This is a genomic window from Sphingorhabdus sp. Alg239-R122 (genome assembly GCF_900537065.1).
Classification (GTDB): Bacteria; Pseudomonadota; Alphaproteobacteria; order Sphingomonadales; family Sphingomonadaceae; genus Alg239-R122.
In genome coordinates, this window is sequence record NZ_UNRC01000002.1 from 96,120 (window position 1) to 119,488 (window position 23,369).

At 56.8% G+C, this 23,369-nt stretch carries 22 protein-coding genes and 1 tRNA gene; 16 read left to right on the forward strand and 7 right to left on the reverse strand.

Going from position 1 to position 23,369, the window contains the following annotated elements; genetic code table 11:
- Positions 1-4: 4 nt before the first annotated feature.
- A complete protein-coding gene (cysN, locus tag G6Q15_RS02405; protein ID WP_164115291.1) occupies positions 5-1,930 on the reverse strand; it encodes a sulfate adenylyltransferase subunit CysN in 1,926 nt (641 codons plus the stop codon).
- Positions 1,930-3,042 (reverse strand): sulfate adenylyltransferase subunit CysD, encoded by a 1,113-nt coding sequence (cysD, locus tag G6Q15_RS02410; protein WP_240330708.1) that lies wholly within the window; start codon positions 3,040-3,042, stop codon positions 1,930-1,932. The genes cysN and cysD overlap by 1 nt, the downstream gene beginning before the upstream one ends.
- A 315-nt stretch (positions 3,043-3,357) precedes the next feature.
- Between cysD and zwf the strand changes: the two genes are divergently transcribed.
- From zwf to G6Q15_RS02445, 7 genes are all read left to right on the forward strand, one after another.
- Complete coding sequence (zwf, locus tag G6Q15_RS02415) at positions 3,358-4,803, forward strand: glucose-6-phosphate dehydrogenase (RefSeq protein ID WP_164115293.1); 1,446 nt, start codon at positions 3,358-3,360, stop codon at positions 4,801-4,803.
- A complete protein-coding gene (locus G6Q15_RS02420) occupies positions 4,796-5,410 on the forward strand; it encodes a 6-phosphogluconolactonase (protein ID WP_164115295.1) in 615 nt (204 codons plus the stop codon). The genes zwf and G6Q15_RS02420 overlap by 8 nt, the downstream gene beginning before the upstream one ends.
- Positions 5,407-7,242, forward strand: coding sequence for a phosphogluconate dehydratase (gene edd, locus G6Q15_RS02425; protein ID WP_164115297.1), 1,836 nt, complete (start codon positions 5,407-5,409; stop codon positions 7,240-7,242). The genes G6Q15_RS02420 and edd overlap by 4 nt, the downstream gene beginning before the upstream one ends.
- A gap of 2 nt (positions 7,243-7,244) precedes the next feature.
- On the forward strand, positions 7,245-8,216 hold the full coding sequence (locus tag G6Q15_RS02430; RefSeq protein ID WP_164115299.1) for a glucokinase: 972 nt from the start codon (positions 7,245-7,247) through the stop codon (positions 8,214-8,216).
- Positions 8,213-8,824, forward strand: a complete 612-nt coding sequence (gene eda, locus G6Q15_RS02435; protein ID WP_164115301.1) for a bifunctional 4-hydroxy-2-oxoglutarate aldolase/2-dehydro-3-deoxy-phosphogluconate aldolase — start codon at positions 8,213-8,215, stop codon at positions 8,822-8,824. Before G6Q15_RS02430 ends, eda begins: the two co-directional genes overlap by 4 nt.
- Before the next feature lie 78 nt (positions 8,825-8,902).
- On the forward strand, positions 8,903-9,988 hold the full coding sequence (locus tag G6Q15_RS02440; RefSeq protein WP_164115303.1) for an AI-2E family transporter: 1,086 nt from the start codon (positions 8,903-8,905) through the stop codon (positions 9,986-9,988).
- 107 nt (positions 9,989-10,095) lie between these two features.
- Entirely contained in the window at positions 10,096-10,443 is a 348-nt protein-coding gene (locus G6Q15_RS02445; RefSeq protein WP_164115306.1) for a GFA family protein, read from the forward strand.
- Between the two features lie 22 nt (positions 10,444-10,465).
- Here G6Q15_RS02445 and G6Q15_RS02450 read toward each other — a convergent pair.
- Together G6Q15_RS02450 and G6Q15_RS02455 are read right to left on the reverse strand one after the other, a co-directional pair.
- Positions 10,466-10,554, reverse strand: a tRNA-Leu gene (locus G6Q15_RS02450).
- A 124-nt stretch (positions 10,555-10,678) separates the two neighbouring features.
- On the reverse strand, positions 10,679-11,527 hold the full coding sequence (locus tag G6Q15_RS02455; RefSeq protein ID WP_164115308.1) for a zinc-ribbon domain-containing protein: 849 nt from the start codon (positions 11,525-11,527) through the stop codon (positions 10,679-10,681).
- A gap of 139 nt (positions 11,528-11,666) precedes the next feature.
- On the opposite strand from G6Q15_RS02455, the gene ftsE reads away from it, so the two are divergent.
- Genes ftsE through G6Q15_RS02475 form a run of 4 tightly spaced genes read left to right on the forward strand, consistent with a single transcriptional unit; the run spans position 11,667 to position 14,534 of the window.
- The gene (gene ftsE, locus G6Q15_RS02460; protein WP_164115310.1) at positions 11,667-12,386 is read left to right on the forward strand and encodes a cell division ATP-binding protein FtsE; all 720 of its coding nucleotides are present in this window, start codon (positions 11,667-11,669) and stop codon (positions 12,384-12,386) included.
- Positions 12,387-12,388: 2 nt separating this feature from the next.
- The gene (locus tag G6Q15_RS02465; protein ID WP_164115312.1) at positions 12,389-13,285 is read left to right on the forward strand and encodes a cell division protein; all 897 of its coding nucleotides are present in this window, start codon (positions 12,389-12,391) and stop codon (positions 13,283-13,285) included.
- Positions 13,282-13,812, forward strand: coding sequence for a YdcF family protein (locus tag G6Q15_RS02470; protein ID WP_164115314.1), 531 nt, complete (start codon positions 13,282-13,284; stop codon positions 13,810-13,812). Before G6Q15_RS02465 ends, G6Q15_RS02470 begins: the two co-directional genes overlap by 4 nt.
- 14 nt (positions 13,813-13,826) lie before the next feature.
- On the forward strand, positions 13,827-14,534 hold the full coding sequence (locus G6Q15_RS02475; protein WP_345940282.1) for a lysophospholipid acyltransferase family protein: 708 nt from the start codon (positions 13,827-13,829) through the stop codon (positions 14,532-14,534).
- 2 nt (positions 14,535-14,536) lie between these two features.
- Here the strand turns inward: G6Q15_RS02475 and G6Q15_RS02480 are convergent, their stop codons facing one another.
- Positions 14,537-15,451 carry a prephenate/arogenate dehydrogenase family protein gene (locus G6Q15_RS02480; RefSeq protein WP_164115316.1) on the reverse strand — a complete coding sequence of 305 codons (915 nt, stop codon included), beginning with the start codon at positions 15,449-15,451 and terminating at the stop codon, positions 14,537-14,539.
- Positions 15,448-16,566, reverse strand: a complete 1,119-nt coding sequence (gene hisC, locus G6Q15_RS02485; RefSeq protein ID WP_164115317.1) for a histidinol-phosphate transaminase — start codon at positions 16,564-16,566, stop codon at positions 15,448-15,450. The genes G6Q15_RS02480 and hisC overlap by 4 nt, the downstream gene beginning before the upstream one ends.
- A 101-nt stretch (positions 16,567-16,667) precedes the next feature.
- Between hisC and G6Q15_RS02490 the strand changes: the two genes are divergently transcribed.
- From G6Q15_RS02490 to metW, 3 genes are read left to right on the forward strand one after another with little or no spacing between them, the layout of a single operon-like run.
- A complete protein-coding gene (locus tag G6Q15_RS02490) occupies positions 16,668-17,789 on the forward strand; it encodes a homoserine O-acetyltransferase (RefSeq protein WP_164115319.1) in 1,122 nt (373 codons plus the stop codon).
- Positions 17,786-18,220 (forward strand): GNAT family N-acetyltransferase, encoded by a 435-nt coding sequence (locus G6Q15_RS02495; RefSeq protein WP_164115321.1) that lies wholly within the window; start codon positions 17,786-17,788, stop codon positions 18,218-18,220. The genes G6Q15_RS02490 and G6Q15_RS02495 overlap by 4 nt, the downstream gene beginning before the upstream one ends.
- Complete coding sequence (gene metW, locus G6Q15_RS02500; RefSeq protein WP_164115323.1) at positions 18,217-18,807, forward strand: methionine biosynthesis protein MetW; 591 nt, start codon at positions 18,217-18,219, stop codon at positions 18,805-18,807. Before G6Q15_RS02495 ends, metW begins: the two co-directional genes overlap by 4 nt.
- Before the next feature lie 102 nt (positions 18,808-18,909).
- On the opposite strand, the gene G6Q15_RS02505 is transcribed toward metW, so the two are convergent.
- Positions 18,910-19,524 carry a TetR/AcrR family transcriptional regulator gene (locus G6Q15_RS02505; RefSeq protein WP_240330709.1) on the reverse strand — a complete coding sequence of 205 codons (615 nt, stop codon included), beginning with the start codon at positions 19,522-19,524 and terminating at the stop codon, positions 18,910-18,912.
- Positions 19,525-19,740: 216 nt separating this feature from the next.
- Between G6Q15_RS02505 and G6Q15_RS02510 the strand changes: the two genes are divergently transcribed.
- The gene (locus G6Q15_RS02510) at positions 19,741-22,080 is read left to right on the forward strand and encodes a TonB-dependent receptor (protein WP_164115327.1); all 2,340 of its coding nucleotides are present in this window, start codon (positions 19,741-19,743) and stop codon (positions 22,078-22,080) included.
- A gap of 62 nt (positions 22,081-22,142) precedes the next feature.
- The gene (locus tag G6Q15_RS02515) at positions 22,143-23,366 is read left to right on the forward strand and encodes an MFS transporter (protein WP_164115329.1); all 1,224 of its coding nucleotides are present in this window, start codon (positions 22,143-22,145) and stop codon (positions 23,364-23,366) included.
- Positions 23,367-23,369: the final 3 nt, after the last annotated feature.

Sequence of the window (23,369 nt, forward strand, 5' to 3'; positions counted from 1 at the left end):
TACATCACCCCTCCTGCAGATATCCGTTGGCGGCGAGCCATGTCACGATTTTTTCGGCGGCCTGTTCGGCGCTCATATCGACAGTGTTGATCGTGATTTCGGCATTCATCGGTTCTTCATACGGGCTGTCAATACCGGTGAAATTCTTGATCTCCCCGGCGCGTGCTTTTGCGTAAAGCCCCTTCACATCGCGCATTTCGGCAACTTCGAGCGGGGTATCGACATGCACTTCGATAAACTCGCCATCCTCCATCATCGAACGCGCAATCTGCCGCTCGCTGCGAAAGGGGGAGATGAACGATACGCACACCATCAGGCCAGCATCGAGCATCAGCTTTGCCGTTTCTGATACGCGGCGGATATTTTCCACGCGGTCGGCATCGGTAAAGCCCAGGTCCTTGTTCAGGCCGTGGCGCACATTGTCACCGTCCAGTATGTAAGTGTGGCGGCCCATGTCGTAGAGCTTCTTTTCCACCAGGTTGGCAATGGTCGACTTGCCCGAACCCGACAGGCCGGTAAACCAGAGCGCTGCTGGCTTCTGGTGCTTCTGGGATGCGCGCTGCGCCTTGCCCACTTCCAGGTCCTGCCACACCACATTGTCCGCGCGGCGCAGCGAAAAGTCGATCATGCCGACACCAACGGTTTCGTTGGTCAACCGGTCGATAATGATGAAATTGCCCGTCTTGCGGTTATCAGCATAGGCGTCAAAGGCAATCGGCTGGATCAGCGAGATGTTGCATACACCGACCTCGTTGAGATGCAGCGTCTTGCCAGCATCTTCACTCAGGTCATTGACGTTCACCGTGTGTTTGAGCGCGGTGATGCTGCCGGCTACGGTCTTGTTGCCGGTCTTGAACAGGTACTGGCGGCCGGGGAACATTTCCTGTTCCGACATCCACAGGATATGCGTCATGAACTGGTCGGATTGTTCAGCGGGACCATCTGTCGAACAGATCACGTCGCCGCGCGAGATATCGATTTCATCTTCCAGCACGAGGGTTATTGCCTGATCGGGCATCGCCTCGTCCAGATTGCCGTCATAGGTGACGATTTCCTTCACCCGTGACCGTTTGCCTGACGGGATGACAATTATCTCTTCGCCCGGTTTGACATGACCTGATGCCACTGTGCCGGAAAAACCGCGGAAATCGAGATTCGGGCGATTGACCCATTGCACCGGCAAGCGGAAAGGGCGACCTTCCTTTTCGCTGAGCACATCGACATTTTCCAGATATTCGAGCAGTGTCTGCCCCTTGTACCAGGGGGAGCTGTCACTGCGCCCGGTCACATTGTCACCGTTCAGCGCCGACATGGGGATGCAGGTGATTTCACTGAAGCCCAGGTCTTTCGCAAAGCTGCGATATTCTTCCTCAATCTCGTTGAAACGGTTCTGGCTGAAATCCAGCAGGTCCATCTTGTTAACCGCGAGGACGACATGACGGATGCCGAGCAGCGACGCGATAAAGCTGTGGCGGCGGGTTTGCACCTGCACACCGTGGCGCGCATCGACCAGCACGATGGCGACGTCCGCGGTGGATGCGCCAGTTGCCATATTGCGGGTATATTGCTCATGCCCCGGGGTATCGGCGACGATGAATTTGCGCTTTTCGGTTGAAAAAAACCGGTAAGCGACGTCGATGGTAATGCCCTGTTCGCGCTCTGCGGCTAGCCCATCGACGAGCAGTGCAAGGTCCAGTCCTTCACCTTGTGTACCGACTTTTTTGCTGTCACTCTCGATCGAGGCAAGCTGGTCCTCATAGATCATCTTGCTGTCATAAAGCAGCCGTCCGATCAGCGTGGACTTGCCGTCATCGACACTGCCGCAGGTCAGGAAGCGCAGGAAGCTTTTTTGCTCATGGCTTTCCAGATAGCCCAGAATATCGCCGGCAATGCGGACGTCGGTTTCATATGCGTATTCTTGCTCGGCCATCAGAAGTACCCTTCCGCTTTTTTGTCTTCCATCGATGCACCATGGTCGCTGTCAATCACACGGCCCTGCCGTTCGGATGTGGTGGTGAGCAGCATTTCCTGAATCACCTCGGGTAATGTTGTCGCTTCGCTTTCAACCGCCCCGGTCAGCGGGTAGCAGCCCAGCGTGCGAAAACGCACCATGCGCTCTTCGGGTACTTCGCCCTCTTCCAGTGGCATACGCTCGTCATCGACCATGATCAGTGTCCCGTCGCGTTCAACAACCGGACGCCTGGCCGCAAGATACAGCCCGGGAAGCGGGATCTGCTCTTTGTAGATATATTGCCAGATGTCGAGTTCGGTCCAGTTGGACAGCGGGAAGACCCGCATCGATTCGCCCTTGGCGACATTGGTGTTGTAGATGTTCCACAGTTCCGGGCGCTGGTTTTTCGGGTCCCAGCGGTGCTGGGCGTTGCGGAAGGAAAAGACGCGCTCCTTGGCGCGCGATTTTTCCTCGTCGCGCCGGGCACCGCCAAAGGCCGCATCGAATTTATGCATATCGAGCGCCTGTTTAAGCGCCTGTGTCTTCATAATGTCAGTATGCACCGCGCTGCCATGCGTGAAAGGGCCGACGCCCTCAGCAATACCATCCGGATTGCTGTGCGTGATCAGTTCCATGCCAAGGTCCTTGGCCATGGCGTCGCGAAATTCGATCATCTCACGGAATTTCCATGTTGTGTCGACGTGCATCAGCGGAAAAGGTGGCTTGGAAGGATAGAATGCTTTGATCGCCAGATGCAGCATGACTGCGCTGTCCTTGCCGACTGAATAAAGCATGACCGGGTTCTGGCACTGGGCCACCACTTCGCGCATGATGTGGATGCTTTCTGCTTCCAGTCGGTCGAGATGTGTGAGGGCTTTGGGGGCAGCCGCCTGCCCGACCTGCTCCAGCTCGGTGAGCTTCTGGACTGCGCTTTCGAGCGTTTTCAAGGTCAATTGCCCGCCATCCTTCAGGCGCGCAAGGCCCTTGCCGTCATTGAGCAATTTGCGTGAGATGGTCGACAGCGACTGCCCGGTCTGGCCTGCGAGCTGCTCTGCCCGGCTTACCAGTTCTGATATTTGCATATTATCCATGGGAAGAATCCCTTAATCAATTCAATTTTGCCTGTATTTATGCATTAATACGTCAAAAACAAGCAAAAAGAGATATTTTCAAGCCAATGCGTGGGATTTCTCCCATGTTGCCATGGTTGATTTTGGCTGCGATCAACATCTGCGTGATGCATCGTGGGGCGCTATACCTCACTATAGACAGAAAAAGACAACGATGTCATACAGGGTATATAAGGACTTGAAATAAAGTGATGCATACATATGCATGATGCTTTTTTTCACAAACCGGTCTAGCCTTGGACAGAAGATTTGACGGGCAATTGCGAGGGGATGATTATGCAGGGCAGTTACTCAACGCTCTTACTCTTTGGCGCTACGGGCGATTTGGCCAAGCGCAAGTTGCTGCCTTCGCTTTATGCTCTGCATGAAGACGGGTTGGTCGCGCCTGACCTGCGTATTTTCGGCACGGCGCGTAGCGCTATGTCGGATGGAGAATATCAGGCGCTGGCGCGTGAGGCTTTGCTGCAATATCTTCCTGATGATCGCCGCGATGAAAGTAAACTGCAGAGCTTTCTCGACCGGCTCGCCTATCAGGCGCTCGACGCTTCGACCATTGAGGGCTTCGATGCGCTTGCGAAAAAGCTGGGAGATATTTCGGGCGGGCTGTCGATATTCCTGTCCACCGCACCTTTCCTGTTTGAACCGACCATCAAGGGTCTCGATGCGGCGAGCCTTACGGGTGAAAATGTCCGCATTGGCCTTGAAAAACCGCTCGGTAATGACCTTCAATCCTCGGGCGTCATTAATGATGCGGTGGCCAGCGTTTTCCCCGAAGAACGTATTTTCCGCATTGACCATTATCTGGGCAAGGAAACGGTGCAGAACCTGATGGCGCTGCGCTTTGCCAATATGATGTTCGAACCGCTCTGGAATTCGCAGGGCATCGACCATGTGCAGATCACCGTGTCGGAAACGGTCGGTTTGGAGGGGCGGCACGGGTTTTATGACGACACCGGCGCATTGCGTGACATGGTGCAAAACCATATGCTGCAGCTTCTGGCGCTTACCGCGATGGAGGCACCTGCCAATCTTGATTCAACCTCGGTGCGCGATGAAAAGGTCAAGGTGCTGCGCAATTTGCGCAAAGTCGCACCCGACGAAATGGTGCGCGGCCAATATGGCGATGGCGCAATCGATGGTAAATCGGTGAAAAGTTATGCCGAAGATTTCGGCAAGGCTTCGGATACCGAGACATTTGTGGCTATCAAAGCACATGTCGATAACTGGCGCTGGAACGGGGTGCCGTTCTACCTGCGCACCGGCAAGCGCATGGCCGAGCGGCGCAGTGAAATTGCGATCCAGTTTAAATGTGTGCCGCATAACATTTTTGCCGAGCGCGGCGGCAAGCTCAATGCCAACCGGCTGGTGATCCGGTTGCAGCCGGAAGAATATGTGCGGTTGCAGGTCATGGCAAAAGAACCGGGCATGGACCGTGAGGGCGTGGTGCTGCGCGAAGTCCCGCTTGACCTCTCGCTGACTCAAGCTTTCTCAAAAGCGCAGCGGCGCATCGCCTATGAACGGCTGCTGCTTGATCTGATTGATGGCGATCCGACGCTGTTCGTGCGCCGGGATGAGGTTGAAGCACAATGGCGCTGGATTGATGATATCCGCGCGACATGGGCGCGTGAAGAGATTGAGGCCAAGCTCTATGGCTCGGGCAGTTGGGGTCCGGCGGGCAGCATCGCACTTACCGAACGCGACGGAGTGAGCTGGAATGAGTGATATCCATTATGCCGATAGTGCCAGCCTGGAGGCGGTCGCTGATTTTATCGAAGCGGCCATCACGAGCAGGGAAAATGCGCAGCTGGCGGTGCCGGGCGGACGTACGCCGGGGCCGTATCTGGCACAGTTTGCCAGGCGCGACATGGACTGGGGCAGTGTGCAGATATGGCTGACCGATGACCGCTGCGTGCCGGCGGACCATGAAGCCAGCAATTATGGCCTGCTGAAAAAACATCTGGGCGCGACAGAGGCCTATATCACGCCACTGGCTGAAGATCTGGAACCACCGCATTTTGATCTTGTCTGGCTCGGCATGGGCGCGGACGGGCATATTGCCTCGCTATTTCCGAATATGGACCCACAGCCGGACGGCGCGGCGCAAATCGTGCGCAACACGCCCGACCCACTGCCACCTGAAGCACCATTTGATCGTGTCAGCCTGAACATGGCCGCACTCACCAATAGCGATGCCATCATGCTGCTTGTCAGCGGTGATGAAAAACGCGCCGTTCTGGATGCTGCCATGGCAGGTGAAAATGATCTGCCCATTGCGCGGCTGCTTGGTGCGGCGACGTGTCCGATCACAATATTCTGGAGTCCCTCATGACCTTGCATCCCACGCTCGAAAAAGTCACGCAGCGTATTATCGAACGTTCCAGTCCGACACGACAAGCCTATCTGGACCTAATCGACCGGCAACGTGGGGCGGGGGTACACCGGCCCAATATGTCGTGTGGCAATCTGGCACATGGTTTTGCGGCATCGGGTGATGACAAAAAAGTGATCCGCACCGGCAAGGCGATGAATATTGGCATTGTCACCGCCTATAATGACATGTTGTCCGCGCATCAGCCCTATGGGCGGTACCCCGAACAGATCAAGATTTTCGCGCGTGAAAAAGGCGCAACGGCGCAGGTGGCGGGCGGGGTCCCTGCGATGTGCGATGGCGTGACACAGGGGCAGGACAGCATGGAACTGTCGCTGTTCAGCCGCGATGTGATTGCTATGAGCACGGCGGTGGCGCTCAGTCACGGCATGTTTGAAAGCGCGCTGCTGCTCGGCATATGTGACAAGATCGTGCCAGGGTTGTTAATCGGTGCACTCAGGTTCGGACATCTGCCGACCATCCTGATCCCCGCCGGTCCCATGCCATCAGGCCTTGCCAACAAGGAAAAAATCCGCGTGCGGCAACTTTATGCCGAGGGCAAAGTGGGTGAGGAAGAGCTACTCGAGGCCGAGTCTGCCTCCTATCACGGGGCGGGCACCTGCACATTTTTTGGTACAGCCAATTCAAACCAGATGATGATGGAGATGATGGGGCTGCATATTCCAGGTAGCTCGTTCGTCAATCCGGGAAATAAGTTGCGGCAGGAACTGACCCGTGCCGCTGTACACCGTGTCACAGAAATCGGCTGGGGCGTCGGAGATGAAAGCGCAGACGACTACCGCCCGCTTGGGCACTGTATCGATGAGAAGGCGATTGTGAACGCCGTAGTCGGCCTGCTTGCAACGGGTGGTTCGACCAACCATATGCTGCACCTGCCCGCCATTGCGCGCGCGGCGGGTATCGCCATTGATTGGGACGATATGGACGAACTGTCAAAAGCAGTGCCGCTGATTGCCGCTGTTTATCCTAATGGAGCAGGCGATGTGAATTATTTCGCGGCGGCGGGCGGCATGCCGTTCGTGATCCGCGAGCTGCTGAGCGCAGGGCTGGCGCATGGCGATATCCGCACCGTTTATGGTGCTTCACTGGCGCAAGGTGCGCTGGAACCCGTGATAGAAAATGACGAACTGGTCTTTAAGCCTGCACCAGTGAACAGTCTGGATGAAACGATCCTCAAAACCGTGGCAGATCCGTTTCAGGGGGATGGTGGCATGCGGCTGTTGTCAGGTAATCTGGGCCGGGCCACCATGAAAGTGAGCGCAGTCGATAAAAGCCGCTGGACCATTGAAGCGCCGGTGGCAGTGTTTAGCGACCAGAATCAGGTGTCTGAAGCCTTCAAGCGCGGCGAACTGGACCGTGATGTGGTTGTTGTGGTGCGGTTTCAGGGACCGGCGGCGAACGGCATGCCCGAACTGCACAAGCTCACATCGCCGCTTGGTGTATTGCAGGACAAGGGTTTCAAGGTCGCTTTCGTGACCGATGGCCGTATGTCGGGCGCGAGCGGCAAGATACCGTCGGCGATCCATTGTAGCCCGGAAGCCTATCATGGCGGGCCGCTCGGCAAATTGCGCGATGGCGACATGGTCCGTGTCTGTGCGGAAAAGGGCGAGCTTGCCGCACTGGTCGATGCCGCAGAATGGGACGCGCGCGAACAGGCTGAAGTGCCGCCTGTGCCGTTGGGGACAGGTCGCGAACTGTTTGCCATGCTGCGCCATCATAGCGATCCTGCGGAAATGGGCGGCAGCGCAATGCTGAAAGAAGCGGGGCTTTGAACGTGCACGAGCTGGTTGTGGCCGATATTGGCGGCACGCATGCGCGCTTTGCCATCGCCTTGATCGAGGATGGACATGTCACCGGACTGGACCATATCGTCAAAATGAAAAGCGCCGACCATGCCAGCCTGCAAATCGCGTGGCAGGCCTATGGGCGTGAGATTGGCCGGACGCTGCCGCGTGATGGCGCATTGGCGCTGGCGGGCCGTCTGGGCGGCGACGTTATCTATTTCACCAATAGCAGCTGGCTGGTCAGGCCTGCGTTGATATGCGACAAACTGGAGCTGGACCGATATACGCTAGTTAATGATTTTGGGGCGGTGGGCCATGCCGTTGCGGTGCTGGATGAAGATATGTTCAGCCATATTTGCGGGCCGAAAGAAACAGCATCTCCGCACGGCGTGACTACTATAGTGGGGCCGGGCACCGGGCTGGGCGTGGCGCATATTCTGCATCAAGCAGATGGCTATCATGTGACGGAGACGGAAGGCGGGCATATTGATTTTGCGCCGCTTGACCATGTTGAGGATCGGCTCTTGTCAAACCTGCGTGAAACTCATCGGCGCGTGTCGGTGGAGCGTGTGTCTTCTGGCCCGGGCCTGCAGGTCATTTATCGCACGCTTGCCGAAATGGAAGGCGCAGCACCGCAAAGACTGGATGACCGGGAGCTTTGGCAACTGGCATTGTCGGGAGAAGACAGTCTGGCATCGGCTGCGTTTGACCGGTTCTGCCTGTGCCTGGGCGCAGTGGCGGGTGACCTTGCGCTTGCACAGGGCGCACACCGCGTGGTGATGGCGGGCGGTCTTGGCAACCGCATTGCAGGCAAGCTTCCTGAATCGGGTTTCCGTCAGCGTTTTGTCGCCAAGGGACGGTTTGAATCGCTGATGGAGCATATTCCCGTCAAACAGTTATTGCATGACGAGCCGGGCCTCTATGGCGCGGCAGCGGCATTTGTGAAGGAGCACGCACTATGAAGCCTATCGAGAAAATCATGCGCACCGCGCCGGTCATCCCCGTGCTGGTGGTGGACGATGCGGCCCATGCCGTGCCAATTGCAAAGGCTTTGGTGGCGGGTGGCCTGACCGTGCTTGAGGTGACACTGCGCACCGATGCCGCGCTCGACGTGATCCGCGAAATGAAAACGGTAGCGGGCGCTATTGTCGGGGCAGGCACCGTCACCAATCCGGATGAGCTGGATGCTGCGATTAAGGCAGGCAGCGAATTTATCGTCGCTCCTGGCCTAACGGACAATCTGGGCAAGGCCGCGGTGGAGCGCGATATTCCGTTCCTGCCCGGCATTGCCAGTGCAGGTGACATTATGCGTGGGCTAGATTTAGGCCTGACCCATTTCAAGTTTTTCCCCGCCGAAGCGTCGGGCGGCCTGCCTGCGCTTAAGGCGTTGGCCGGGCCGTTTGGCCAGTGCAAATTCTGCCCCACGGGCGGCATAAAGGTATCAACCGCTGCCGACTGGCTGGCGCATAAGCAAATACTGTGCGTTGGCGGAAGCTGGGTTGTGCCAGGGGACGTGCCAGATGTTGATGCAATAACGGCAAATGCCAAAGCCGCGGCAGTCCTGCGTTAAGCCATATTGCCTATAACCCAATCGGTTGCTAGTGGTGTCTTATGGTTATGAAACACATAAGCAGGCAGGATCGGTAATATGGATGAAGGCAAGCCTTCGACATCCGGACTGGAATGGAATTTCCTGCTGGTCCTGCTGGCGATTGTCACTTTGGCTTTTGCGTGGCTGATCGAGCCATTTCTGGGTGCAATTTTGTGGGGCATCATACTGGCGGTGCTGTTCATGCCGCTCAACAAGCGGATTCTCGGATTTCTGCCGGGCCGACTGAACAGTGCGGCATTTTTGACACTGCTTATCATCATTGCGCTGGTGATCGCACCGGCGCTGGCGCTGGGCGTTGCGCTGGTGGGTGAGGCATCGGAGGTTTATGAACGCCTGCGATCGGGTGAGATTGATTTTGCGCAAGCTTTTGCGGCGGCGGAAAAGGCGCTACCCACATGGATGCGTGAGCAGCTGGAGGCTTATGGTTTTGCCGATACTGCCTCGATACGTGAACGGCTCTATGCGGGCGTTACCAATGTACTGGAATTCCTGATTTCACAGCTTTTCAAAATTGGCCAGGGCGCGATTAGCTTTTTCCTTGCGCTGGGTGTTACGCTCTACCTCACTTTCTTCCTGCTGCGTGACGGCGATGCGCTTGCACGGAAAATAGAAACGGCGATCCCGCTGCATGCGGAGCAGCGCCGTTCATTGCTCGCCAAGTTCATTGTCGTGATCCGCGCGACCATCAACGGGACAGGGGTGGTTGCCATATTGCAGGGCGCGATTGGCGGGTTCATATTCTATATGCTGGATATTCCCGGCGCATTGCTCTGGGGTGTGCTGATGGGCTTTCTTTCTTTGATCCCGGCGATTGGCACAGGGCTGGTATGGGCGCCTGTCGCCATTTATCTGATGGTAACAGGCGCATTGTGGGATGGTATCATCCTGGCACTGTGTGGCGTTTTCATCATCTCAATGGTCGACAATGTGGTGCGGCCGATACTGGTGGGGCGTGAAACGCGCATTCCCGATTATATTGTCCTGATAACAACACTGAGCGGCTTGCAGTTATTCGGGTTTAACGGCATCATCATCGGCCCGCTGCTCGCCGCCGCGTTCCTGGCGGTCTGGCACATATTTGCCGAAACGCACGGCAGCGGTGATGCACAAGCATCCGCATAATCTGCTGAATATCGGATTGTCATGGTTTGGCGGCTTATAAGAATTGACGCCTATCAGAGCATGTTCTACTTATGTTCCATAACAGTTTACGAGTAAGGACATAATCGATGGGTAAAATTACTGGAACATGCCATTGCGGCGCGGTCGCTATTTCCGTGCCGTCGCTGCCTGAAAAACTGGTCAGCTGTAATTGCTCCATATGCAGCAGGACAGGCTGGCTTGGGGCCTATTACCACCCGAATGATGTCACAGTGGATGCGAAAAACGATGGCATGGCCGGATATGTGCAGGGGGACAGGGCCATTACATTCTGGCGGTGCCGGCATTGCGGTAATGCAACGCATTGGACGGCGTTAACAGCACCTGAGGACCGTATGGGCGTAAACGTACGCATATTTGATCGCAAGCTTTGGCAGGATGTACCGTTGGAACAGGTGGATGGAGCCAGTTGGTAGCCAGGCATTGGCTTATCAAATCTGGTGCGGCCGAGAAGACTCGAACTTCCACGGGATTTAACTCCCACAGCGACCTCAACGCTGCGCGTCTACCAATTCCGCCACGGCCGCATGTCCATATTGCAAGGTAGGCGCGTGCCATTAGCAAAGGCCGCGCGGGTGCGCAATATCTATTGCGGGCAAAATGTGTAAATCCGGCAGGGGCGCCAATTAAGGGGTCTGATCGACAACCTATTCAGCCTGAAGGGGACCAGCCAATTTCCGCCACTGTGGCAGAGCGGGGGATATCGACCACCGCTTCATTGAAATTGGCGCGTTCGCCGGGACCAAGCTCGTCCACCGGCGCCTTCACTTCCCAGTTATAGACGATCCGCCCGCGCGCGTCGCGCAATACGATCAGCATGTCCGGCACTTTCTGCGTCGTGGTGCCGGTATTTACTACGGTACCGCTGGCGGCGAAATATTCGGTGCCGCTCGGCGCCCGCCGCCGTTCCTGTTTTTCGACTGGGAACTCAATGATAAGGTCGGGTTCCTGCTCGGCAAATGTCGCGCCGCCGCCAAGGAATCCAGGCAGTCCGAAATAAGAGACTGCGCCGATGGTGAGGGCCGCTAGCAGAGCAAAGCCAATGGCCAATATCGTCCATAACCGTGCCGGGTTGCGCCGTGGCCGGGCAATGGCGGTGGATGGTGCCCGTTCTTCCTGTACGGCGTCTATTTCACCTGTATCGGCATCTACCGGTTCCGGCGCAGGCTGCTGTACGGGTGGACTTGGCGCAGGTGCTGGAATGTCCGCCTCACCCTGTTCGGCGGGTTCCGGCTCCATCTTTGCGTTTACGCGACCAGCAGTCTCATCGGCCTCAACATGTTTTACCGGGTCAGGATGCTCGGTTTCGTTTTCCTGCTGCTGTGGCTCAGATGGCGCCTGCGCTGCTGAATCAGCTGGCGGCGGCGCGACATCGACAGGCGCACCCTCCTGAAACCAGCTATGCTGGCATTTTGCACAGCGCACCGTGCGGCCATCAATGCCAATGGCATTGTCCGGCACCGCATATTTTGTGTGGCACGCTGGGCAGGCGATAATCATAGCTGTTGTCTAAACACACGCGCGCGCTTTGTGGCAAGGTCGGATAGGTGGTTTTACACAACGAAATTGACCGGACAGGGGATATTGCGCCAATAAATATCCTTTATCCGGCGGCGAAAAGACCCTATCGGTTTTTGCGATGGACAGCATTGTGCAATTTGAAAATGTGGGCCTGCGTTATGGCACGGATACTGAAACGCTGTCCGACATAAGCTTTACCCTGTTTCCCGGGCGTTTCTATTTCCTGACAGGTGCATCGGGGGCGGGTAAGTCATCGCTGCTGCGCCTGCTATTTCTGGCCCAGCGGCCCAGCCGCGGCCTCATCAAACTGTTCGGCACCGACGCAGTTACCCTGCCGCGTGAGGAATTGCCCGCATTGCGCCGCCGTATCGGTGTTGTGTTTCAGGATTTCCGGCTGGTGCCGCACCTTTCCGCTTTTGATAATATAGCCCTGCCGTTGCGCGTGGCGGGGGTGAGCGAGCGTGAGTTGCAGCAGCCGGTGGCGGAAACGCTCGATTGGGTTGGCATCGGGGAGCGTGCCAGCGCTCGTCCGGCAACACTATCGGGCGGGGAGCAGCAGCGTGTGGCGATTGCGCGTGCCGTCATCTCTCGCCCGGAGATTCTGGTTGCCGATGAGCCTACGGGCAATGTTGATCCTGATATGGCGCTGCGTTTGTTGCAGCTGTTTGAAGCGTTGAATAAACTTGGCACTACGGTGGTAGTTGCAACACATGACCTGCACCTGCTCAGCAAGGTGAAAAATGCGCAGATGATGCGCCTGGACAAGGGGCGGCTGTCTGATCCCACAGGTGCGCTGCGTTATCCGCCACGGCCCGGCGATGCGGGGCAAGGGGGTTAGTCATGGCTTTCTTTACCCTTCCTTCCGCGCAGGACCGGGGCCTTATACCCGAAGGGCGTCTGACCGGGCCCATGCCGTGGGTGATCGCGATCATGATGTTCCTGACCATTCTGGCAGCGGCGGCCGGACTTTCCGTGCGGGCATCGGCAGACAGGGTGAATGCCGATCTTGCCGGGCGCGTAACGGTGCAGATAGTCGAGGCCAACCCCGATCTGCGCGCGGAACAGGCGGGCGCTGCGGTCGAAGCGCTGAGTAAAATCAGGCTGGTGGAAAAGGTAGAGCCGGTGTCAGAGACCGACGTTGAAGAGATGCTGGCACCGTGGATCGGCTCGGACGGGTTGGATGATACGATACCTATTCCCGCACTGATTGACCTTGACCTGAATGGCCCGGCGACAGAGGCGAATCTGGATGAAATACGCGATCTGCTGACCGATATTGCGCCCGCCGCACGCATTGATGCGCATGGATCCTGGCTCAAACCGGTTTTCAATCTTTTGAAATCGCTACAATATCTGGCGCTTGGCCTTGTCTTGCTGCTTGCTTTTGCGACTTCGGCGACAGTTCTGCTGGCAGCGCGCAGCGCGCTTGATACGCACCGCGAGACAATCGATATCATGCATCTTCTGGGGGCCACTGACGGGCAGATAACCCGTCTTTTCCAAAGGCGCATCGGCCTGGATGCCGGTTTTGGCGGCGCGGTTGGTATTATTGCGGCGCTGATGGTTTTATTCTTTATCGCGGTGCAGATGGGCGAAATTGGTTCAGGTTTGCTCGAATCAGGCTTGCTGCGCTGGCATGATTGGGCGATATTGGCGCTTATCCCCATTGGCGGCATAGTGCTGGCCATGCTCACCGCGCGCGTGACCATTATGCGCGCCTTACGGAAAATGTTGTGATTATACGGTTTGTATCAGCTTTACTGCTATTGTGGATGCTGGGCTTCGCCTGGTTCACCATTGCCCTGCCCCAACCGATGGGTAAGGAGAAAACGGACGCTGTTGTCGTGCTCACCGGCGGCCCCAACCGGATTGACCGCGGGCTTGAGGTGCTTGAAAAAAATTGGGCGCCCCAGATGCTGATTTCGGGTGTTGATCGCGACGTAAGGGCGCCTGAGCTGGCCGCTGAATATGACAAGCCGCTCCGGCTGTTCAGCTGCTGCATTGATCTTGGCTTTGATGCTGTCGATACGCGCACCAATGGCGGGGAAACCGCGGCCTGGATAGCCGAGCATGATTATAAGTCGATACGGCTGGTTACCACCGACTGGCATATGCGTCGTGCGCGCAATGAAATAGAGCATGCCCTGCCAGCAGGCGTTGTGGTAAAACCAGACGCAGTGCGCAGCGAGCCGACACTCGAAACGCTGTTCCTCGAATATCACAAATATCTGTTCAGTCTTGCCGCGGGCGCGGCAAATATCTAGGGCATACGTCCGTCATGCGATATCTGATCAATCTTGTCCGCTCGTTGCTGTTTGCACCAGTGTTTTATACTGGGTCGCTGCTGGTTGTGCTGGCGGCGTTAATCGGCTTCCCCTTTTCGCAGCGTTTTTTGAGTGCCTGCGCGCATGGATGGGGCCATTTTCATTATGCGTGTGCCCGGATTTTCCTGGGCATTCGCGTAAATATTATCGGTGAGTTCAGCGAAAAACCTGTGCTTTATGCGATCAAGCATGAAAGCATGTTTGAAACGATAGAAGTGTTGCGGCTGTTTAAAAACCCCGGTGTAGTGGCGAAGCAGGAGCTTTCGCGTATTCCTTTCTGGGGCGCGGTGGCGCGGCGTTATGGCATGATATTTGTCGATCGCGGGGGTGGGGCCAGCAGCCTGCGCCAGATGCTGCGCACAGTGCGCGGATTTGTGGCCAAGGGGCGTTCGATCGTTATTTTCGCTGAAGGTACCCGCGTCCCGCATGGTGAGCGCCCCCCACTGCAATCGGGTTTCGCCGGGTTATACAAAATTGCAAACCTGCCGGTGGTGCCGATTGCAGTGAATACCGGACTGCACAGCCCCAAGCACAGTTTTGTCAAAAAACCAGGCGTGGTTACCTATCTGATCGGTGAAGAAATCCCCCCCGGCCTGCCGCGTGCGGAAATCGAGGCGCGGGTGCATGAAGCGATTAATGCGCTGAACGGGGAGCCTGTTTGATCTCACTCATGACTACGCCCGAAATCGGGGGCGGCGTCATCCTGGCCTTCTTCGATAATCTCGCGGCGAATCGCGCGAGTGCGGGTGAACAGTTCTTCCAGCTCATCTCCCTTTTCCCATCGAATGGCACGCTGCAGGGCGCTTAAATCTTCGGAAAAGCGCTGCAGCATCTCCAGAACGGCTTCCTTGTTGGACAGGAAAACATCACGCCACATAATGGGATCGGACGCGGCGATACGCGTAAAATCACGAAAGCCGCCGGCGCTGTACTTGATGACTTCGCTTTGTGTCACATCTTCCAGATCAGACGCGGTGCCGACAATCGTATAGGCGATAAGGTGCGGCAAATGGCTGGTCACGGCGAGCACCATGTCGTGATGAGCGGCGTCCATGGTTTCGACATCTGCACCTAAGACCTGCCAGAAACGGCTGAGCCGTTCCACGGCTGCGCTGTCGGTATTCGCATCGGGTGTGACAATGCACCAGCGGCCCTGGAACAGGCTGGAAAAACCGGCATCAGGTCCGCTTTTCTCGGTGCCCGCGACGGGGTGCGCGGGGATGAAGATATGCCCTGGTACTTTCGCGCGCATTGCGGCTATGACGCTAGACTTGCAGGAGCCGACATCGCTGATGACCGCGTCTGTCGCCAGATGCGGGGCGATGTCAGCAAGCACCTGTTCCATTGCGCCCACGGGGACACACAGAATAACGAGATCGGCCTGATCCAGACCATCAGCGGGGTTGCTGCCGATATGGTCGCACAGCTTCAGTGCTTTGGCCTTCGCGCGGGTTTCTTCACTGGCATCAAAGCCGGAAGTGCGCATGTCTGGTATATATTCACGTACAGCGCGCGCGATAGAGGAGCCGATCAACCCCAGCCCGATAATGGCGACATGCTGGAATGGCGCGCCGCTCATGTCTCAGCCTCCATAATGTCGCGCAGTGCTGCAGAGAGCCCGCGCATATCGGCTTCGCTGCCAATGGTGATGCGCAGGGCGTGGGGCAATCCCTGCCCGGGCATCCAGCGTACGATATAGCCCGCCTCCATCAATCCGTTCAGCGCCGTTTCTGCCAGAGCGGCATCGGGGAACAGCACCAGCACGAAGTTGGTGTGCGAAGGCACAGCGGAAAGGCCGTAATTGCCCATCGCCTCTATTTCATTCATCAACCAGTCGCGCCATTTTGCATTGTGTGTGCGTGAATGTGCCACGAATTCCTGATCGGTGAGTGCCGCTATTGCCGCCGTCTGCCCGGTGGATGTTACGTTAAACGGCCCGCGTATCCGGTTCAGCGTGGCGATAATGTCGGCATGTCCAGTGGCCCAGCCGATGCGTTCGCCTGCCAGGCCGTAAATCTTGGAAAATGTGCGCGTTACCAGCACATTGTCTGCTGTCTGTGCCAAGGCGAGTCCGTCATCATCATCGGCTTCATCCAGATACTCAGCATAGGCCTGATCCAGTACGAACAATACATCCGAAGGGATGGCGGCGTGCAACCGGGCAATGTCACCGCGGCTTGCCAATGTACCGGTGGGGTTGTTGGGGTTGGCAAGGAATATCACCCGTGTCCGTTCAGTGATGCAGCCGATCAACGCGTCGATATCAGTCGCATAATCGCTGTCCGGGGCAATGACGGGAGTAGCTCCCACACGCCGTGCGGCAATGTCATAAACGGCAAAGCCATAACGCACATAAAGGACTTCATCACCTTCCCCTGCATAACCCTGCGCGGCAAGGTTGAGCAGTTCGTCCGATCCAGTGCCGCATACAATATGCGCGGCGTCCAGTTCGTGCGCGTGTGCGATCGCTTGCCGCAGCGCTGCCGCATCGGGATCAGGATAAAGCGCACCGCTTGCCGCAGCGGCAGTTTGCATCGCTGCCCGTGCTTTCGGGCTATGCCCCAGCGGATTTTCATTGGCGGATAATTTGGCCAACGGCCTGCCGTCCTCACCCGATGACTTGCCCGGCACATAGGCGTGGATTGCCTGTACATAAGGTTTGGGCGGCGGGCGGTTTTGGGTCGGCTTTGTCATAATCACGGGCTTTAGCGCTGCTTTACAGGTCGTGCCAAGTGTTAAAGCGCGCAAGCTTTGCATTGACAGCGCCATGCAAGGCGGAATAGCGCCGTTGCACAATGCAAAATGCCGATCGCCATAGTCAGTCTGTCAAACTCGGTTCCCCGCTGCCGCTCGATTGCGGCAAGCAGCTGGAGGGTGTGGAAATTGCCTATGCCAGCCACGGCATGCTCAATGCGGACAAAGATAATGCAATCCTGATCTGCCACGCATTGACTGGCGATCAATATGTGGCGAGCGATCACCCCGTCACTGGCAAACCGGGATGGTGGGTGCGCATGGTAGGGCCGGGCAAGCCGATTGATACGGACCGCTATCATGTTATCTGCGCCAATGTGCTGGGCAGCTGCATGGGTTCGACCGGACCAGCTTCGATCTGCCCCGTCACTGGCAAGCCCTATGCGATGGACTTTCCGGTCATCACCATTGCCGACATGGTGCGTGCGCAGGCAATGCTGCTTGATCATCTGGGGATTGAAAAACTGCACGCGGTTGTTGGCGGGTCTATGGGCGGCATGCAGGCGCTTAGCTGGGCTGCGCAATACCCTATGCGCGTCGGCGCGGCGGCCATTATCGCTTCGACATCGCGGCACAGCGCACAAAATATCGCCTTTCATGAAGTGGGACGGCAAGCGATTATGGCGGACCCCAGCTGGCAGGGCGGTGAATATTATGGTGATGGCAGTGCGGCACCCTCGGCGGGCCTGGCCGTGGCACGCATGGCCGCGCATATCACCTATCTGTCCGAAGCCGGTCTGACCGAAAAATTTGGCCGGCGGCTGCAGGACCGTGACACGAAGACTTTCGGCTTTGATGCGGATTTCCAGATTGAAAGTTATTTGCGCCATCAGGGAATCAACTTTGTCGAACGCTTTGATGCGAACAGCTATCTCTATATCACGCGCGCGATGGATTATTTCGACCTGTCAGAGGCGCATGGCGGCATGCTCGCCAAGGCTTTTGCCGGAACCCCTGTGCGATTCTGCCTGATTAGCTTCAACACCGACTGGCTCTACCCCACCGCGGAATCGCGCACCATATTGCAGGCGCTCCATGCCGCAGGCGCGGATGCGAGCTTCGTCGAACTGGAATCACCTTTCGGCCATGATGCTTTCCTGCTGGAAAATGCGGAAATGGAGGCGATCATACGCGGGTTTTTGGGGAATGGAGAAGAGCGATGAAAAATTTGCCTGATCATTATTCCATCTCTCTAACCCGGGCAGACATGCAGGTTGAGGCTATTCACAAATATCTGTCCTGTGACAGCTATTGGGCGCAAGGAATACCAATGGATGTCGTAAGGAGGTCCATAGAAGGTTCGCTATGTGCGGGCGTATTCTATAAGGACAGCCAGGTCGGGTTCGCCCGCTATATCACAGATGCGGCGACGTTTGCTTATCTCGCGGATGTTTATGTACTGGCGGACCATGGCGGCCAGGGGCTGGCACGGGCTATGATAACGGCACTGGAGCAGCATGACAGCCTGCAGGATATCCGCAGCTGGCTGCTGGTCACTGCCGATGCGCAGGGGTTGTACAGGACAATGGGTTGGCAAGTGCACCCGCAACCGGAACGCGTTATGCAGCGCCTTTTCCCGGATATTTACAAATGACCAGCTTGCGCCCCGACCAGAAAATCATTGCCGCCCATGTGGCCGATGGTGCGCGTGTGCTGGATATTGGTTGCGGCAGCGGCGTGCTGATGCAGGAACTTGTGGAGACGCGCGGCGCGGATGTGCTGGGCATGGAAATCAACCCCGCCAAGGTGGCCGCCGCCATGGCCCGGGGGCTGTCGGTGGCACAGGGTGATGCGCTGAAAGACCTTGTCCATTATCCGGACCAGAGTTTCGACTATGTGATACTCAGCCAGACGTTGCAGGCGGTGAAACGGCCCGACCTCGTGCTGGATGAACTGGTGCGCATCGGGCGGCAGGCTTTTGTGAGCTTTCCCAATTTCGCGCACTGGCGGGTGCGGCTGTCGCTGCTTATGGGCGGGCGCATGCCGGTGACGCGGCTGCTTCCCGAACAATGGTATGATACGCCCAATATTCACCATGTCACGGTTGATGACTTCCGCGCCCTCATCCGCGACAAGGGGCTGGTGCAGGACGGGCAGTGGTTTCTCTCCGGCGACACGCAAACCGGCCGCGGCGCAGCCAACCTGATGGCGGAACATGCGGTGTTTTTGCTGCGGGGGTGATATCGTGTTCAGTCAATCCGTTATCCCAGCGCAGTGAGGTTCAGACAAGCATCAGGCGGGGCGTACGGAGTTGGATTGAAGGTGTGTGAAGAAGGTAAAAAGCTACCCCTTCAATCCCCTTGCGAGAAGGTCATTGGCTGCCCTAGCGACATCTTCTGCGCGCATATCATGGCCCCACACACCATAGCGCAGGCCCAGAAACACATTCATGCCCATTAGCGCCCATGCGTGGAGTTCATTTACGTCGTCTCGTATTTCCCCGGCCTCTGCGCCGGATTGCAGGCGCGCCAATATGCGCTCGGCGGTGGTTGTGTAATGGGTTTTATAGCTTTCCGGATCGACGAATTCTGACTCGTCGATGATCCGGTAGATTTCCTTGTGCTCGGATGCGAATTCCAGGAATCCCTGTAGCGCCATGCGCTCGCGCGATAATGCATCGGGTGCGTCCTCCATTGCGGCGGCGGCATGTTTGCCGACCTGTGCTGACATGTCGCTGACCAGGCCGCGGAAAATGGCATCCTTGGACGGGAAATAGGTGTAGAAACTGCCCAGCGCCACGCCCGCGCGGGCGGTGATCGAGACAATTGAGGTTTCGTGATAGCCTTTCTCGCCAAATTCCAATGCGGCGGCGTCGAGCAGCTTGCGCAATGTTTTGCGGCCGCGCTCTGTGCGTGGGGTTAGCGTCTCAGTCTCCTGTTTTATATCTGTTTTTGCCACACTGACCATTCTTTCCCTGTTGCGATTCCCTGCAGGTTTCACGCTCTTTGCGGTCGTGCCTACTCTGTGTCTTCCAGGTTACGGATACACGAAAAAAACGTTGTTGGGAATGAAATAGTTGAAAGGTGGTTCAACTTTCATTATAGGCAGAGTCACAAACCGGATTTCGCGGTGCACAGCGCGCTGTTCGAAAAGTCCGATGACAGGAGAGACCAGATGAAATTCGCTGCACGCACACTCAGCCCCGCTTTATTTTCTACCGCCATGATTGCGCTTGCCGCTGCCATGCCTGCGCATGCGCAGGACCAGGCAGGGGATGTGCAGGCCGAGGCAAATGAGGATGATAATGTCATTATCGTATCCGCACGGCGGCGTGATGAAAGCCTGCAGGATGTGCCGATTTCGATCACGGCATTCTCGGGCGACCAGCTCGAAAAAAGCGGTGCGGTGGATATTACCGATATTGCACAGGTCACGCCCAATACAACACTGGAGCCATCGCGCGGCACCAATTCGACACTGACCGCTTTTATCCGCGGCGTGGGTCAGCAGGACCCGGTTGCGGGCTTTGAGGCGGGCGTGGGACTGTATCTGGACGATGTGTATCTCAACCGCCCGCAGGCGGCTGTGCTCGACATTTATGATGTTGAACGGGTGGAGGTGCTACGCGGGCCACAGGGCACGCTCTATGGCCGCAACACGATTGGCGGCGCGATCAAATATGTGACCCGCCGCCTGCCACAGGAACTCAGCGTGAAAGCGCGGGCCACCTATGGCACCTATGACCAGGCGGAAGGTGTTGTAACGGCATCTGCACCTATCAGCGACCTGATCCGCGTTGGCGGCTCTGTTGCGCGCCTGTCGCGGGGCGGGTTTGGTGACAATCTCAATCTGGGCATTGAAAATTACAACAAGGATGTCTGGGCGGGCCGCGCCAGCGTGGAGCTGGGCGGTTATGGCGAACCGGTGTTTGTGCGTATCACCGGCGATTATACGCGCGACAAGTCCAACCCGCGCAACGGACACCGGTTGATCCCCGGCCTTGTTTCCGGCGCTCCGGTACTGGATGATGTGTATGACACGCGTGCGGGCCTTAACCAGCCGGAACAGGATATCGAAGCATATGGCCTGTCCTTGTCGGCGGAAATTGACCTGAGTGACACACTGACTTTCCGTTCGATCAGCGCATGGCGCAAGGATGAAAGCTCGACGCCGATCGATTTTGACGCGCTGCCAGTTGACGATGTCGATGTACCGGCTTTTTATGCCAATGAGCAGCTCAGCCAGGAATTTCAACTCCTCTATAATGATGGGCCGCTGAACGGCCTTGTCGGCTTTTATTATCTCGACGCGAATGCGGTGACGCAGTTTGACGTGATCCTTGGACCCACGGGCACGTTCCTGAGCCTGCCCGGTCTGAACGCTTATACAGCGGGCAATGTCGATACCAGTACATGGTCGGTCTTTGGCGATTTCACCTATGATGTTGGTGATATGATTTCGCTGTCGGTGGGTGGCCGCTATACCAGCGATAAACGCACATCTGACATATTGCGCCAGACAAAACTCTTTGGCCTGTCTCCGCAATTTGGCGGTAACGCTGTCACAATTGCCACCAGCACGGATTTTACTGGCGAAGCAAAATTCACCGACTTTACGCCGCGCGCCTCGGTCAGCTTCAAACCCAGCATCGATCACATGCTTTACGCGTCCTATTCCGAAGGGTTTAAGGGCGGCGGTTTCGACCCGCGCGGCAATGCCACTATTGCCCCCGATACCAATGGTGATGGTCTGCGCAGTTATCAGGAAATATATGATTTCTTCCTGTTCCAGCCCGAAAGCGTCGACAGCTATGAGTTGGGTTATAAGGGTACGTTTATGGACGGTGACGGGCGCATTGCACTGACGGGTTTTTATGGCGACTATAAAGACGTGCAGATTCCAGGCTCGGTAGGCGTAGATGCCGATAATGACGGTGTGTTCGAAAGTTTTGCCGGGGTTACCACCAATGCAGCCAAAGCGCGCTTCAAAGGCATTGAAGCAGAAGCATTCTTCCGCTTTGCGCACGGTTTTGCAGGCGCCGGTTCAAGCGTAACCTTTAATGGAACCCTTGGTTATATTGATGGTGAATACCGCGAATATATTGTCAACGGCGTTGACGTCTCTGACCAGCGAGTGATCCAGAATACACCTAAATGGACAGCAGCAAGCACTTTGGCGATGAACCTTCCAGTGGGTAGCGGTGATATCTATGCAGCGACCACAGCCAGCTATAAAAGCAAGACGAACCAGTTCGAAACACCGAGCATTTTCCTGGATCAGCCGAGCTATATGCTGGTCGATGCCAGCCTGGTCTGGACTTCAGGTGATGACCGCTTTTCACTGGGCCTGCATGGCAAAAACCTGTTCGACAAACGCTATATCACATCGGGTTATCAATTCGGTGTTGTAGGCGCTGGGGGCGGCTTCACACCGACACTCGGCACCGAAGGCATTGCAACTGCTTTTTACGGCAATCCGCGTCAGGTATTTGTAACGGCTGGGTTTGAGTTCTAGGACGGGTGACTGCGCAAGGTAATGCGGAGGCATCAGCGCCGCCGAAAATAGCGGGAAGGGGCATGGCGCTGACCATGCTCCTTGTCGTGTATATCTTCAACTTTGTCGATCGGCAGATATTGTCGATCCTCGCTGCACCGATTCAGGCCGAACTGGAGCTGACCGACCGACAGATGGGCTTGTTGGGCGGGGTCGCGTTTGCATTGCTTTATTCAACGCTTGCTGTGCCGCTGGCGTGGCTGGCGGATCGCACCAGTCGCAGCTGGGTCATCACGGTTTCGCTGGTAATATGGAGCGGTTTTACCGCGCTCACGGGCATGGCACAGAATTTCTGGCACATTTTCCTCAGCCGGCTTGGTGTCGGCGTTGGTGAAGCGGGCGGTGTGGCGCCTTCCTATGCCTTAATCTCCGCTTATTATCCGAGCGAAGAACGCGCCCGAGCGTTGTCCATCTATTCGCTTGGCATTCCGATCGGATCAGCCACAGGCGTGTTGGCGGGCGGATATATTGCCGCCACGGTGGACTGGCGACTGGCATTTCTGGTGGTGGGGCTGGTCGGTATATTGATAGCGCCGTTATTTCGCCATTTTGTCAAAGATCCGGCACCTGCCGATGGGCAGCAACTCATTGCGCCTGAGGCGCCGCGTTTTATGGAAGTGGTGCAGATACTCGCGGCAAAGCCCAGCTTCTGGTTGCTCGCCTTTGGTGCGGCGTTCAGCTCCATGCTCGGCTACGGCATCGCTTTCTGGCTCCCCAGCTTGCTGATGCGCAGCTTTGGGCTGGACCTTATTGGCACATCACAGTTTTTTGGCGCGGTATTGTTGATAGGCGGGGTCGCGGGTGTATTGGGCGGTGGCTATCTGGGCGACCACTTGGGCGCGCACCGCAAATCCGCCTATGCGCTGCTCCCTGCGGCGGCTTTTGCCTTGGCCGTACCATTATTCGCGGCTGGCATTGTCTCAGGTTCGGTGATGACTGCTTTCCTGTTCTTCCTGATTCCGCAGGCACTGGCCTATATATGGCTCGGTCCTGTCCTGTCCGCCGTGCAACATCTGGTCCGTGCTGATATGCGCGCCACGGCCTCGGCACTGTTCCTGCTTATCAACAACCTGATCGGCATTGGCGGCGGCATCTATGCGCTGGGTGCGCTGTCTGATGGCCTGGGCGCTATTTATGGCGGCGAAGCCCTGCGCTATGCCATGCTCTATTCGCTCGGGCTATATCTGATAGCGGCGGCACTTATGGCTTTGGCGAGCCGGTTTCTGGCGCGGGACTGGGTAGAATAATCG

Bases quoted from the DNA above. Each gene is read 5' to 3' on its own strand.
- cysN (WP_164115291.1), bottom strand. From the start codon at position 1,930: ATGGCCGAGCAAGAATACGCATATGAAACCGACGTCCGCATTGCCGGC.
- cysD (WP_240330708.1), bottom strand. From the start codon at position 3,042: ATGGATAATATGCAAATATCAGAACTGGTAAGCCGGGCAGAGCAGCTC.
- zwf (WP_164115293.1), top strand. From the start codon at position 3,358: ATGCAGGGCAGTTACTCAACGCTCTTACTCTTTGGCGCTACGGGCGAT.
- G6Q15_RS02420 (WP_164115295.1), top strand. From the start codon at position 4,796: ATGAGTGATATCCATTATGCCGATAGTGCCAGCCTGGAGGCGGTCGCT.
- edd (WP_164115297.1), top strand. From the start codon at position 5,407: ATGACCTTGCATCCCACGCTCGAAAAAGTCACGCAGCGTATTATCGAA.
- eda (WP_164115301.1), top strand. From the start codon at position 8,213: ATGAAGCCTATCGAGAAAATCATGCGCACCGCGCCGGTCATCCCCGTG.
- G6Q15_RS02440 (WP_164115303.1), top strand. From the start codon at position 8,903: ATGGATGAAGGCAAGCCTTCGACATCCGGACTGGAATGGAATTTCCTG.
- G6Q15_RS02445 (WP_164115306.1), top strand. From the start codon at position 10,096: ATGGGTAAAATTACTGGAACATGCCATTGCGGCGCGGTCGCTATTTCC.
- G6Q15_RS02455 (WP_164115308.1), bottom strand. From the start codon at position 11,527: ATGATTATCGCCTGCCCAGCGTGCCACACAAAATATGCGGTGCCGGAC.
- ftsE (WP_164115310.1), top strand. From the start codon at position 11,667: ATGGACAGCATTGTGCAATTTGAAAATGTGGGCCTGCGTTATGGCACG.
- G6Q15_RS02465 (WP_164115312.1), top strand. From the start codon at position 12,389: ATGGCTTTCTTTACCCTTCCTTCCGCGCAGGACCGGGGCCTTATACCC.
- G6Q15_RS02475 (WP_345940282.1), top strand. From the start codon at position 13,827: ATGCGATATCTGATCAATCTTGTCCGCTCGTTGCTGTTTGCACCAGTG.
- G6Q15_RS02480 (WP_164115316.1), bottom strand. From the start codon at position 15,451: ATGAGCGGCGCGCCATTCCAGCATGTCGCCATTATCGGGCTGGGGTTG.
- hisC (WP_164115317.1), bottom strand. From the start codon at position 16,566: ATGACAAAGCCGACCCAAAACCGCCCGCCGCCCAAACCTTATGTACAG.
- G6Q15_RS02490 (WP_164115319.1), top strand. From the start codon at position 16,668: ATGCAAAATGCCGATCGCCATAGTCAGTCTGTCAAACTCGGTTCCCCG.
- G6Q15_RS02495 (WP_164115321.1), top strand. From the start codon at position 17,786: ATGAAAAATTTGCCTGATCATTATTCCATCTCTCTAACCCGGGCAGAC.
- metW (WP_164115323.1), top strand. From the start codon at position 18,217: ATGACCAGCTTGCGCCCCGACCAGAAAATCATTGCCGCCCATGTGGCC.
- G6Q15_RS02510 (WP_164115327.1), top strand. From the start codon at position 19,741: ATGAAATTCGCTGCACGCACACTCAGCCCCGCTTTATTTTCTACCGCC.
- G6Q15_RS02515 (WP_164115329.1), top strand. From the start codon at position 22,143: ATGGCGCTGACCATGCTCCTTGTCGTGTATATCTTCAACTTTGTCGAT.